A 13,107-nucleotide genomic window follows, 5' to 3' on the forward strand; every position below is an offset into this window, starting at 1 on the left:
AAAACCTTGATGGAGAGCAAAAAAGCTGTCCTTTTACAGAACAGCCTTTTGAAGGAAGATGAACGATTATCTTTCTGTTTTATATGTTTGAATTTCCTCACGAAACTTGCGTGCAGCACTCTCAGGATCTTCCGCCTGACTGATGGCGCTGATCATACTGACGCCATCGGCCCCCGCTTGGATAACAGGTCCGGCATTTTCTATTGTGATGCCGCCGATGCCGACAATTGGAATGCTGATGCCTTGGCGGCGCACTGCTTCAATAAGAGATACCCCTTGTACCGCTCTCGTATCTTTTTTCGTTTCAGTCGGATAGATCGGCCCAAGCCCGACATAATCGGCTCCGTCTTCTTCAGCTTGCTTCACCTCAGACATCGTATGGGCAGAAACGCCGAGAATCATATCACCTATGGCAGCTCTTACCTCTTTCGCATTTGCGTCTTTCTGGCCGATGTGGATACCGTCAGCTTTCAGCTTCAGAGCCAATTCCACATCATCATTGACAATGAACGGAATACCAGCTTCACGGCAAGCTGCCTGCGCTTTTTCAGCAAATTCAATCCGAGCCTCTCCTGTCAGCGCATCCCCGCCTTTTTCACGGAACTGGTACAGGGTGGCACCGCCTTTTAACGCTTTTTGTACAACTGTAACAGGATCGGCTTTCGTATTGTTTGACCCCATAATGAAGTAAACAGATAATAACTCTTTCATCATTTCCCGAGAAATACGAGTCATGAGACAGTCACCCTTTCTATAGCCGCCCATTCTTGGACGTCTTGTTCAGTAACAGTTGAAAGCTTGTTCAGCAATTCAATCTGAAAGCTTCCAGGGCCTTTGTCAGCCGTCTGCTGTGCGGCAAGCTGCGCGGCGACCCCATACGAAGAAATGGCCGCAATAGCAGCAAACAATGGATTTTCTGCCACAGCGCAAAACGCACCGACGACGGAAGTCAGCAGGCAACCGGCGCCTGTCACTTTTGTCAGCAGCTTGTGGCCGTTATGAAGGGTGTATACATGTGACGTGTCGGCTATGACATCAACTTCACCAGTTATCGCAATGACCGTGTTTAGCTTTTGTGCCGCCTGCTGAGCCAGCCGGATGATGTCGCCTCCGCCTTCACCCGCATCAACACCTTTGATCAGCCAATCGGTCACGCCGACGGTATAGGCAATTTCCGCCGCATTTCCTCTGATTGCAGCAAGGCGCACCTCACGAATGATGTCACGTGCCGATTCAGTGCGGAACGGTGTTGCTCCGGCACCGACAGGATCAAGAATGACGGGAACGCCATGTTCATTGGCTGATTTTCCCGCGATGATCATCGCTTCGACTGACTCCTTGCTCAGCGTTCCGATATTTAAAACGAGTGCACCCGCAATTTTCGCCATATCGGCGACCTCTTCTTTTGCGTACGCCATAACGGGCGATGCGCCGAGCGCGAGCAGGCCGTTTGCTGTGAAATTCGTTACGACATTGTTGGTTATGCTATGCACCAGTGGGCTATGCCGGCGGACAGCAGTAAGACATTTTGCTGCTGATTGTGCATCCATGTTTGCATCATCCTTTACTTTCTTTTTTCGGGTCCCATAAATACGATTTCGTATGTTCGAGCCAAGCTCTGGCGGCAAACGACAAGTACCTGTCCTTTCTCCAAATAATGGCGAGGTGCCAAGGGATGACCGGATCGACAAGCGGAATGACTTTCACTTTTTCCGGGTCAAGGCCGCGGCAGATCCGTTCCGGCAAAAGCCCGATCCCAAGGTTGGCTGATACCATCTCACTAATAAAATCCCATTGTGATGTTTCATAAATGATATGGGGCCGGAACCCAGCCTTGATACATTCCGTCATAATTCGGTTGTGCAGGACAAAATCCTCCCTGAAGAAAATAAAAGGCTCGTCCTTCAACTCACGCAGCTGACATTCTTTCTCATCAGCCAGCCGGTGGGAAGGGTGAACGACAAGCATTAAGGTTTCTTTTACGATTGTAAACGAATGAAAGATATCTTCGTTTGCGGGAAGGACCACAACGCCGATATCAAGAGAGCCGTCCCCGACACCTTCTTGGACTTTTATAGAACCGTCTTCGACTAGCTGAAAGGTGACATTCGGATAGTTTTCACGGAAATCGCCGAGCACTCTCGGGAAAAACCCCGATCCGATCATCGGCGGCAGTCCAATCCGTACGTGCCCTTTCTTGACTTCCATAATATCATTTAATTCTGACGTCAGGTTTTGAAATGATTTAATGATTTCCTGCGCCTGCACATACATGCTATGACCGGCATCAGTCAGTTCCACCTGCCTGCCGTTTCGGTAAAACAGTTCAATTCCTAGCTCTTCTTCTAAATTTTTGATCATTTTTGATATCGTCGGCTGAGAAACATAAAGGGATTGGGAAGCCTTCGTAAAACTTTTTAAACGGGCGACTTCCAAGAAATATGTTAAATGGCGGATATCCATGTGCTTCACCCTTTCTATAGACAAAAGGAATACTCCTTATTCTTAATATATATTTTACCTATAGCGAGACCTTATGTACAATAAGTATATAAGGGAGGCATCAATATGAAAAAACTGTTGCTAACCGTTATTCAAATCGCTCTGTTATTTATATTTGCTCGGCTGATTAATTGGGTGACAGCCCTTCTTCATATAAATATTCCCGGCAGTATAATAGGGATTGTGATTCTTTTCACATTATTACACTTTAACATTATCAAGCTTGAATGGATCGAGCTTGGTGCAGCGTGGCTTCTCGGGGAGCTGCTTTTATTTTTTATCCCGTCTGCCGTCGGAGTGATTGAATACGGAGACATTATGTCGAAATTTGGTGTCAGCATTCTGCTCGTTGTCATCATCAGCACGTTTGTCGTGATGGTGTCTACAGGTACGCTTACACAACTCATTGCAAAAAGAAAGGAGAAAAAGCATACGTGTTCATCGGAATTGTAAGTTTGTTTTTAACGGTTTTGGTGTATTTAGGAGCAAAAAAGGTCTATCAACGCTTTCCGCGTGTTTATACGTCGCCGCTACTGGTGACGCCCGCTGTGTTAGTCGGTCTGCTGCTGCTGGTGAATGTCCCGTACGAGTCTTATAATCTCGGCGGCGGATTTTTGACCGATATGCTGCAGCCGGCCACCGTGGCATTCGCGATCCCGCTATATAAATATTTCCCTGTTTTAAAGAAATACGCAGTGGAAATTATTTTGAATGTGGCCGTCGGTTCGTGCATCGCGATTATTTCAACCGCTCTTATTGCGAAATGGCTTCACCTTGGCACAGGCTTGATTGACAGCCTCGTCCCGAGATCAGTGACAACGCCGATCGCGATGAACGTATCTGAAATGATCGGCGGTATGCCTGCCGTCACAGCCGTGTTTGTGATTTTAACCGCTTTGCTCGGCACAGTGATCGGCCCGATGGTCATCCGCTATTTCCGTATTGATAACGAAATCGCGCGGGGCGTGCTGCTCGGCACAAGCGCACACGGAGCGGGAACGTCAAAGGCATTTGAGCTCAGCTCTGTGTCCGGCACGATTTCAAGCGTATCGATGATCTTAGCTGCGATTATGACGCTTTGCGCGGCGCCGTTTTTACTTTCATTTATGTAAAAAACTGTCCTCTCGAGGGCAGTTTTTTTATGTGCTTCCCCTTATTGAAAAGCTCGCAAATTACAATATAATGTAATTTGTGGATACCAAAGGAGGCACCTTGATGCACAACTTGCAGGTGAGACGGCATTATGCCGCGTTAAAAGGATTTTATTTGTTTGCTTTTCTCGGTACGGGCAGCATGATTCCCTTACTCAGTATGTATTTAACGAAGGAACAGCATTTAAGCGGATCACAGGTCGGCTTGATCATGTCACTGGGCCCGATTGTGATGATTTTCTTTCAGCCGTTTTGGGGCATGCTGAGCGACTATACGCAAAAAACGAAAGGCCTGCTGGCGGTTTGCACATCAATCACAGGCATCATTGGATTAGCCTATATTGCATTTGACAGTTTCCCTCTGTTTATTTTGATTGCGGCCTGTTTTGCAGCCTTTCAAAGCACGATTATTCCACTTTCGGACAGCATTTCACTAAGGTACACACAAGAAACAAACGGCAACTACGGCGGAATCCGCCTGTTTGGTTCTCTCGGCTTCGGCGTCGCGGTGTTTGCCATGGGACAGGTGACGAACCAGCTGTACCCCATTCACGTGATCTTTATCTTTGGCTGTGCCTTTCTGTGCATTGCTGCCATATTGGCTTCACAAATGCCCGGCCAGCAGAAAACAAAAACAAAGGTCAATATCCGCAAAGGATTCCGGGAGCTTATCAGCAACAAAACTTTCCTCATCTTTATGATCATCACCTTTACGACATTTGCTCCAAACTTAGCGAACAATACGTATTTCAGTCTTTTTCTGGACAAAAGCGGCGCGTCACTTTCCGCTATCGGCATTTTATTTTTCATCGGTGTCATTTCAGAAATTCCATTTATGAGATTCGCCCAAACATTTATAGATAAAATGGGGCTGCTCAACGTCATTATGCTGTCAGGCGGAGTCTCATTATTCAGGTGGGCGCTCTATTTCACGGCGCCTTCACTATGGATCATTTATGCGACGGTCTTTCTTCAGGGAGTGGCCATCGGTTTATTTATCCCGGCGGCGCTTCAATATGTAAAAAAGATTACCCCAAGACACGTTGAAGCGACGGCGCTGACCATGTACGCCGCCATTGGCAACGGGTTCGGCAACTGGTTCTGCACATTTGCAGGCGGGTACATTTTTGACTACGTGTCGATTTTCGCGGTCTACTTGCTTTTTGGCATTCTGAGCATAGCAGGCTTTGGCCTGACATTATATTTAATGAAGGCTGAAAAAAACAAACATACACTTCATCAGCCGGCTGTTACTTTTAAACCATAATGACTATAATGAACAAAAGAAAGGATGTGCGTTATGAACGGGCAAGAGCGAAACAGCATTTCGAAAGGGTTGCAGGTTGATATTGTATTGAAAGCAGATCAAAAAACAGGAAAACTGACGAGAGGGACAGTGAAGGATATTTTGACGAAATCAAGCTTTCATCCGCATGGCATTAAAGTCCGTCTTGAAGATGGCCGCATCGGCCGCGTCCAGCAGATCATTTCTACATAAAAAAAGCTGCCCCTGAACAGGGCAGCTTTTTCATTATTTTTTCTGCAGAAGGACCACTTTCAGGTAGTTGCCTTCCGGAAATGCCGAAATCGTTTTGAAATCCTCCGGCAGCGTAAATTCCTCAATGATGGTGTAGCGTTCGTTTGTTTCTTTAAATGCGGCATCGATAAAGCCTTTGAATTTCTTCATGCCAAAGGCGCTGCTGTTTGTAGAGGCAACAATGACACCCTTGTCAGCAGTGATGGCGATCGTTTCCTTCAGCAGGTTTTTATAATCCTTGACCGCGCTGAAGGTGCGTTTTTTTGTGCGCGCAAAGGAAGGCGGATCGAGAATAATCAGATCAAAGCGCAAATCCTTTTTTGCAGCATATGAAAAATAGTTAAACACGTCCATCACTTTAATGTCGTGCGCTTCGTAATCCAGCTTGTTCACGCTGAATTGCTCGATCGTTTTGGCCAGACTTCGGTTTGCCACGTCGACGCTTGTTGTTTTCTCCGCTCCGCCAAGCGCCGCTGCCACGGAGAATGCACCCGTATAAGAAAATGTATTTAAAACGGTTTTCCCTTTTGCATAGCGGTCTCTGATCGCCTTGCGCACGTGTCTTTGATCCAAAAAGATGCCCGTCATGGCGCCTTCATTCAGATCCACCGCGTATTGAATGCCATTCTCCTGGATGATGATCGGGAACTCGCCCCTTCTCCCTTTCACGAAGTCATCATCTTCAACGTATTGTCCAGCCGTGTCGAAGCGTTTCTTCTCGTAAATCGCTTTATAATCAAGATCCATCTCATCCAATGCGGAAATCAGCATGTCTTTAAAGGTGTAAATCCCCTTGCTGTACCATTGAATCAGCAGGTAGCCGTCATAATAGTCGATGGTGACGCCGCCGACACCGTCGCCCTCACCGTTGAACAGGCGGAAAGCTGTTGTATCTTGAGCCTCAAATAGTTTGGCGCGCGCTTGGGCCGCTTTTGTTAATTTGGTGAGAAAAAATGCCTGGTCAACCTGTTCATGTTTATTGCGGGTAAGCGTCCAGCCGACCCCTTTGTTTTGCAGGCCATAATAGCCCCGCGCGAGAAACTCGCCGCTCTCAGACACGATATCAACGAGGTCTCCTTCTTTCATGTGCCCCGCAGTCCCTACGAGAGCTTCTTTTTCAATAAGGGGATAGCCTTTTTTGATTTTGGCAGCGTGTGCTTTTTTTAGGGTGAGTAGCTTCATATATGTCGTCCTCTTTCCGTTTGCTTTCTCTTATCGTACCACAAAACGCCAAGATGTCTGCATTGACAGAAAGGAAAGGTTTTTCTACGATAGACAAAAAGAGTTACGAGGAGGAGCAGCATGGCAAAACGAATTGACCATACAGGCATCATGGTAAGAGATATCAACGCGTCCATCACATTTTATGAAGAGGTACTCGGCATGAAATTGAAGGATCGCATCACTCACACGAACGGTGTAATCGAGCTTGCATTTCTTGGCTTTGAAGACGGACCGGAAACAGAAATTGAACTGATTCAAGGCTACAGCAGCGAGCTTCCCGCTGAAGGAAAAGTGCACCACATTGCCCTGCTGACTGATGACATCGCGGCTGAATATACAAAAGCGGAAAAAATGAACGCGAAATTTATCGACGAGGAGATCACAACACTTCCAAACGGATACCGTTATTTCTATATCGAAGGCCCTGATGGTGAGTGGATTGAGTTCTTTCAGCGGTAATAAAAAAGCAGCATAACGCTGCTTTTTTATTATTTAAACACTTACATCACTACACATTTTTATCCCCAGATTCAACCGCACTCTCTTCCCGCCATTTTTGATGATCCCATATTCTGAAAAAAGGATAGTAGATAGCACAGGTGATCAGCAGGTTTACCAGCTGCATAACGGCGCCCGACACCTTTCCGCCTGTCGCCAGGTAGCCTGATATGAGCGGCGGCATCGTCCACGGCACCGCGATTCCGGCCGGTCTTGCCACCAGCCCGGTGCTCATGCCGATATAAGTCGCCGTAATCGTGAGGAGCGGTGCGATGATAAATGGGACAATAAGGAGCGGATTCATGACAATCGGCATGCCGAAAATGATCGGCTCGTTGATATTAAAAAGCGCGGGCCCAATCCCTAATCGGCCAAGCTGCTTCATTTGTTTGCTGCGAGATCGGACAAGCATCGTCAGGACAAGCGCCAGTGTCGCTCCGCTCCCGCCGACATTGATCCAAATTTGAAAAAACTGAGTCGTAAAAATACTCGGCAGCGCCTCGCCCGCTTGGAAGGCAAGACGGTTGCCATCCATCGCGCCGTACCAAATCGGCGACATGATTCCGCCAATGATGGAAGCCCCGTGAATCCCGCACGACCAAAGCAGCATCTGTACAAATTCAGCAATCAGGCTTCCGCCGAGACTGCCGCCAAGGATGGAAAGCGGTGTGCCAAGCAGGTCTCCTACGACATTGTGCAGACTCTGAAAAGGTGTCATTTCAATCAGAAGACGCGCCAGCCACACGAGAAACACAATGATAAAGCCGGGAATCAGCGCGACAAACGATTTGCTTACCGCAGGCGGCACACCGTCTGGCATTTTGAAGACGATATTTTTTTGAATAATGTACCGATAGATTTCGGTTGAAAACAAGGCGATCAGCATGGCGACAAATAAGCCCTTGCTGCCGAGCAGCGTGATCGGGATTCCGCCCCCTACCATGATGGACTCCGTTGAGCCATGCGGTGTAAACGGCACCTCAAACGGCGTTGCCAGCAGAAATGCGGCAATTGAAATCGCTCCGGCAGAAAGGGCATCGACACCATAGCTTTCTGCCAGCCGATAGGCGATCCCAAAAGCGGCAATCATCGCCATAATATCAAACGAAGCGTTAACAGGATATCCGAGCTTATCGGCCCACTCGTTCCCAAACACACTCGCCATGAAATCAGCATACCCCGGAATCGGCAGGCTCGTTAAAATCAAGAAGACAGACCCGATAATAATCAGCGGCATGGTCAGGATAATTCCGTCACGCAAAGCGCTGAGATGCCGCTGCCCGGCAATTTTCCCGGCGACAGGCATTATTTTTTCCTCCATCACCCGAGTGAATGTGCTCATCTTAAAAGCCCCCTTTTCTCATTGCTTTGTGAACAACCTCCGCAATGTTTTCTTTATCTTATTTTGAAAACGCTTACAAATTCATTTGGAAAATTTCCTCTTCCTGCGGAAAAAATCTGCATTTTGCCAAACAATCCTAACTATTAATCTCTCTTTTTTCTCCGATATATATATCAAACATCATAGAAAAAGGAGATGAATCATGAAAAACATGTCTTGCAAACTTGTTGTATCAGTCACTCTGTTTTTCAGTTTTCTCGCCGTAGGCCCTCTCGCTCATGCGCAAAACAACAGTGAGAAAGAGGTTATTGTGGTTTATAAAAACAAGGCCGGAAAGGAAACCATCCTGGACAGTGATGCTGATGTTGAACAGCAGTATAAACATCTTCCCGCGGTAGCGGTCACAGCAGACCAGGAGACAGTAAAAGAATTAAAGCAGGATCCTGATATTTTGTATGTAGAAAACAACGTATCATTTACCGCAGCAGACAGCACGGATTTCAAAGTGCTGTCAGACGGCACTGACACCTCTGACAACTTTGAGCAATGGAATCTTGAGCCCATTCAGGTGAAACAGGCTTGGAAGGCAGGACTGACAGGAAAATATATCAAAATTGCCGTCATTGACAGCGGGATCTCCCCCCACGATGACCTGTCGATTGCCGGCGGGTATTCAGCTGTCAGTTATACCTCTTCTTACAAAGATGATAACGGCCACGGAACACATGTCGCAGGGATTATCGGAGCCAAGCATAACGGCTACGGAATTGACGGCATCGCACCGGAAGCACAAATATACGCGGTTAAAGCGCTTGATCAGAACGGCTCGGGGGATCTTCAAAGCCTTCTCCAAGGAATTGACTGGTCGATCGCAAACGGGATGGACATCGTCAATATGAGCCTTGGCACGACGTCAGACAGCAAAATCCTTCATGACGCCGTGAACAAAGCATATGAACAAGGTGTTCTGCTTGTTGCCGCAAGCGGTAACGACGGAAACGGCAAGCCAGTGAATTATCCGGCGGCATACAGCAGTGTCGTTGCGGTTTCAGCAACAAACGAAAAGAATCAGCTTGCCTCCTTCTCAACAACTGGAGATGAAGTTGAATTTTCAGCACCGGGGACAAACATCACAAGCACTTACTTAAACCAGTATTATGCAACAGGAAGCGGAACATCCCAAGCGACACCGCACGCCGCAGCCATGTTTGCCTTGTTAAAACAGCGTGATCCTGCCGAGACAAACGTCCAGCTTCGCGAGGAAATGCGGAAAAACATCGTTGATCTTGGTACCGCAGGCCGCGATCAGCAATTTGGCTACGGCTTAATCCAATATAAAGCACAGGCAACAGATTCAGCGTACGCGGCAGCAGAGCAAGCGGTGAAAAAAGCGGAACAAACAAAAGCACAAACCGATATCAACAAAGCGCAAGAACTCGTCAGCCAGCTGCCGGGCTCCGACGCCAAAACTGCCCTGCAAAAAAGACTGGATAAAGTACAGTCATACAGAAATGTAAAAGATGCGAAAGACAAAGTCGCAAAGGCAGAAAAATATAAAACACAGCAAACCGTTGATACAGCACAAACTGCCATCAACAAGCTGCCAAACGGAACAGACAAAAAGAACCTTCAAAAACGCTTAGACCAAGTAAAACGATACATCGCGTCAAAGCAAGCGAAAGACAAAGTTGCGAAAGCGGAAAAAAGCAAAAAGAAAACAGATGTGGACAGCGCACAATCAGCAATTGGCAAGCTGCCTGCAAGTTCAGAAAAAACGTCCCTGCAAAAACGCCTTAACAAAGTGAAGAGCACCAATTTGAAGACGGCACAGCAATCCGTATCTGCGGCTGAAAAGAAATCAACTGATGCAAATGCGGCAAAAGCACAATCAGCCGTCAATCAGCTTCAAGCAGGCAAGGACAAAACGGCATTGCAAAAACGGTTAGACAAAGTGAAGAAAAAGGTGGCGGCGGCTGAAGCAAAAAAAGTGGAAACTGCCAAGGCAAAAGTGAAGAAAGCGGAAAAAGACAAAACAAAGAAATCAAAGACATCCGCTCAGTCTGCAGTGAATCAATTAAAAGCATCCAATGAAAAAACAAAGCTGCAAAAACGGCTGAACGCCGTCAAACCGAAAAAGTAACCAAAAACCTTTAAGATTTGCATTCCAAGTCTTAAAGGTTTTTTACATTCTAAGAACACCACACACAACCTTTTTCCCATCCATTGTACAGGCTTTTCATACTATTGCTATACAGCCGTGAACAGCATAAAATGAACGTTATTACAGTTATCACCACATATGGCGGGATTGTGACTGGGCAGGCAGGCAAGACCCAATGATGCAAAGGGAGTATTAGTGCCTAAAAAGCAGGGCATTTTAACTCTTCTTTTCGTGTTGGGCTCATAACGGCGCCTTGGACAACCCCTATTCTCATGCTCCGTCGTCGACGCGGGCATTTTTGTCATTTTCAGCCGGTATTTCTCACTTTTTTCATTTTGATTGTCAACTTTTCATTTGATACGATGAACAAGCCGACTTTTCTTCAGCAAAGGAGGTTTTGATTGCTTGCAGAAAGAGATTGCAAAAGAATTATTGCTGCTCGCAGGAGGAAAAAACAATATTATTAGCATCAGCCATTGTACGACCCGTCTTCGTTTTGATGTAAAGGACGAGACGAAAATTGATATACATGCCATTGAGAACCTGCAAGGTGTGCAGGGCACCTTTTTCCGCTATGGGCTTTTCCAGATTATCTTCGGAGCAGGCGTCGTCAACAAAATATATAAAGAAGTCGTTCATGTATGGGAGAACGCGCCTTCTGAAGAACCTGTCCACCAGAAAAAAGCCAGCCGGAAGCTGAACCCTGCCGCAGCTTTTGCGAAAACACTGTCCGATATTTTTGTGCCGATTATTCCGGCAATAACAGCAAGCGGCCTGCTCATGGGGCTGATCGGCATGATTAAGGTGTTTCACTGGTTCGCTGCCGGCAGCCCATGGATTAAAATGCTCGACCTCGTGTCCAGCACAGCCTTTATTTTACTGCCGATTTTAGTCGGCTTCAGTGCCGCACGGCAATTTGGCAGCAACCCATACCTAGGGGCAGTGATCGCGGGGCTTTTGACGCATCCTGATCTGCTGGACCCGTCTATGCTCGGCAGCAAAACCCCGTCTTCTTTAGACATATGGGGGCTTCATATCCCAATGATGGGCTATCAGGGTTCCATGATACCGATTCTTCTTTCCGTTTTTGTCATGAGCAAAATTGAGAAGCTATTAAAATCGATTGTGCCGAAGTCGCTTGATGTCGTGATCATTCCCTTTATTACGGTCATGGTGACAGGATGCCTCGCGCTGATTGTGATGAATCCCGCCGCGTCCATCATCGGCCAGATCATGACACAATCGATCGTCTATATTTATGATCACGCCGGCATTGCCGCCGGAGCTCTTTTCGGCGGCATCTACTCCACCATCGTCCTATCTGGATTGCATCATAGCTTTTATGCAATTGAGGCAACGCTGCTTGCTAATCCGCATGTCGGTGTCAACTTTTTAGTGCCGATATGGTCGATGGCGAATGTGGCCCAAGGCGGAGCGGGGCTTGCGGTATTCCTCAAAACGAAACAATCAAGCCTGAAAAAAATTGCGCTCCCCGCTTCTCTGACCGCGTTTTTAGGCATTGTTGAGCCGATTGTATTCGGGGTAAATCTCAAATTGATCCGTCCCTTTATCGGAGCAGCCATCGGCGGTGCTATTGGCGGAGCATACGTGGTTGCGGTACAAGTTGTGGCAAATTCCTACGGGCTGACAGGCATTCCGATGATTTCAATCGTGCTGCCGTTTGGCGCCGCTAATTTTGTTCATTATATGATCGGTTTCTTGATCGCAGCCGTCTCTGCTTTTATAGCTACATTGTTTCTCGGGTTTAAAGAAGAGACAGAATAACTGGATTTATTCGTTTTCATTCATAAAACGGGGGATGAAAGGACAAAAAAGCTATGAAAATTAAAAGAATCTTAAATCATAATGCTATCGTCGTAAAGGATCAAAATGAAGAGAAGATTCTCTTGGGTGCAGGAATTGCGTTTAACAAAAAGAAGAATGATATTGTCGATCCGTCAAAAATAGAAAAAACCTTTATCAGAAAAGATACACCTGACTATAAGCAGTTCGAAGAGATTTTAGAAACATTGCCTGAAGACCACATTCAGATTTCTGAGCAAATTATCTCTCATGCCGAAAAAGAGCTGAACATCAAAATCAACGAGCGCATTCATGTCGCTTTTTCAGACCATCTTTCTTTTGCGATTGAACGCCTGAGCAATGGGATGGTTATCAAAAATCCGCTGCTGAATGAAATCAAAGTCCTTTATCCAAAGGAGTTCCAGATCGGCTTATGGGCCAGAACACTGATTAAAGATAAACTGGGGATTCACATTCCTGATGATGAAATCGGCAATATCGCCATGCATATCCACACAGCAAGAAACAATGCCGGCGATATGACACAAACGCTTGATATTACAACAATGATTCGTGATATTATCGAGATTATCGAAATTCAACTGTCTATTAATATCGTTGAAGATACCATCTCTTATGAACGGCTTGTGACCCATCTCCGCTTTGCCATTCAGCATATCAAAGCAGGCGAATCCATTTACGAGCTGGACGCAGAAATGATCGACATCATTAAAGAGAAGTTTAAGGATGCCTTCCTGTGTGCCCTAAGCATCGGCACCTTTGTGAAGAAGGAATACGGCTTTGAATTTCCTGAAAAAGAATTGTGCTACATCGCCATGCATATTCAGCGGTTCTACCAACGGTCAGTCGCACGCTGAGACAAACAAAA

General features: G+C 46.6%; 13 protein-coding genes. 8 read left to right on the plus strand and 5 right to left on the minus strand.

The genetic code is table 11. The annotated features are described in order from the left end of the window. Positions 1–66: 66 nt before the first annotated feature. From thiE to NST79_RS19995, 3 genes are read right to left on the minus strand one after another with little or no spacing between them, the layout of a single operon-like run. Positions 67–735: a thiamine phosphate synthase gene (thiE, locus tag NST79_RS19985; RefSeq protein ID WP_212060229.1), complete on the minus strand. Its 669-nt coding sequence runs from the start codon at positions 733–735 to the stop codon at positions 67–69. Then, positions 732–1,550, minus strand: a complete 819-nt coding sequence (gene thiM, locus NST79_RS19990; protein WP_212060221.1) for a hydroxyethylthiazole kinase — start codon at positions 1,548–1,550, stop codon at positions 732–734. The genes thiE and thiM overlap by 4 nt, the downstream gene beginning before the upstream one ends. 7 nt (positions 1,551–1,557) lie before the next feature. Further along, positions 1,558–2,463 carry a LysR family transcriptional regulator gene (locus tag NST79_RS19995; protein ID WP_015250931.1) on the minus strand — a complete coding sequence of 302 codons (906 nt, stop codon included), beginning with the start codon at positions 2,461–2,463 and terminating at the stop codon, positions 1,558–1,560. Between the two features lie 105 nt (positions 2,464–2,568). Between NST79_RS19995 and NST79_RS20000 the strand changes: the two genes are divergently transcribed. The 4 genes from NST79_RS20000 to NST79_RS20015 all read left to right on the plus strand — a co-directional run bounded on the left by NST79_RS20000 (position 2,569) and on the right by NST79_RS20015 (position 5,151). Continuing rightward, positions 2,569–2,955: a CidA/LrgA family holin-like protein gene (locus NST79_RS20000; protein WP_003227375.1), complete on the plus strand. Its 387-nt coding sequence runs from the start codon at positions 2,569–2,571 to the stop codon at positions 2,953–2,955. Then, a complete protein-coding gene (locus NST79_RS20005; protein ID WP_024713160.1) occupies positions 2,937–3,614 on the plus strand; it encodes a CidB/LrgB family autolysis modulator in 678 nt (225 codons plus the stop codon). The genes NST79_RS20000 and NST79_RS20005 overlap by 19 nt, the downstream gene beginning before the upstream one ends. Positions 3,615–3,717: 103 nt before the next feature. Further along, positions 3,718–4,920 (plus strand): major facilitator superfamily domain-containing protein 6, encoded by a 1,203-nt coding sequence (locus tag NST79_RS20010; protein ID WP_015250930.1) that lies wholly within the window; start codon positions 3,718–3,720, stop codon positions 4,918–4,920. 33 nt (positions 4,921–4,953) lie between these two features. Further along, the gene (locus tag NST79_RS20015) at positions 4,954–5,151 is read left to right on the plus strand and encodes a YwbE family protein (RefSeq protein WP_015385004.1); all 198 of its coding nucleotides are present in this window, start codon (positions 4,954–4,956) and stop codon (positions 5,149–5,151) included. Positions 5,152–5,184: 33 nt separating this feature from the next. Here the strand turns inward: NST79_RS20015 and NST79_RS20020 are convergent, their stop codons facing one another. Beyond that, complete coding sequence (locus NST79_RS20020) at positions 5,185–6,372, minus strand: class I SAM-dependent rRNA methyltransferase (RefSeq protein ID WP_019712835.1); 1,188 nt, start codon at positions 6,370–6,372, stop codon at positions 5,185–5,187. A 120-nt stretch (positions 6,373–6,492) separates the two neighbouring features. Between NST79_RS20020 and glxA the strand changes: the two genes are divergently transcribed. After that, positions 6,493–6,873, plus strand: coding sequence for a glyoxalase GlxA (gene glxA, locus NST79_RS20025; protein ID WP_003243380.1), 381 nt, complete (start codon positions 6,493–6,495; stop codon positions 6,871–6,873). Positions 6,874–6,922: 49 nt separating this feature from the next. Here glxA and celB read toward each other — a convergent pair whose 3' ends face one another. Continuing rightward, the gene (gene celB / locus NST79_RS20030) at positions 6,923–8,254 is read right to left on the minus strand and encodes a PTS cellobiose transporter subunit IIC (RefSeq protein WP_212060219.1); all 1,332 of its coding nucleotides are present in this window, start codon (positions 8,252–8,254) and stop codon (positions 6,923–6,925) included. A 202-nt stretch (positions 8,255–8,456) separates the two neighbouring features. Here celB and epr point away from each other — a divergent pair, with 202 nt between their 5' ends. From epr to sacY, 3 genes are all read left to right on the plus strand, one after another. Next, on the plus strand, positions 8,457–10,394 hold the full coding sequence (gene epr, locus NST79_RS20035) for a S8 family serine peptidase (protein WP_212060217.1): 1,938 nt from the start codon (positions 8,457–8,459) through the stop codon (positions 10,392–10,394). Between the two features lie 426 nt (positions 10,395–10,820). Next, the gene (gene sacX / locus NST79_RS20040; protein ID WP_212060215.1) at positions 10,821–12,200 is read left to right on the plus strand and encodes a sucrose-specific PTS transporter subunit IIBC; all 1,380 of its coding nucleotides are present in this window, start codon (positions 10,821–10,823) and stop codon (positions 12,198–12,200) included. A 53-nt stretch (positions 12,201–12,253) separates the two neighbouring features. Beyond that, entirely contained in the window at positions 12,254–13,096 is an 843-nt protein-coding gene (gene sacY / locus NST79_RS20045; protein WP_003227349.1) for a transcription antiterminator SacY, read from the plus strand. Positions 13,097–13,107 lie beyond the last annotated feature (11 nt).

Origin of the sequence: Bacillus sp. PS196 (assembly GCF_037963555.1) — a bacterium.
Lineage (GTDB): Bacteria > Bacillota > Bacilli > Bacillales > Bacillaceae > Bacillus > Bacillus subtilis.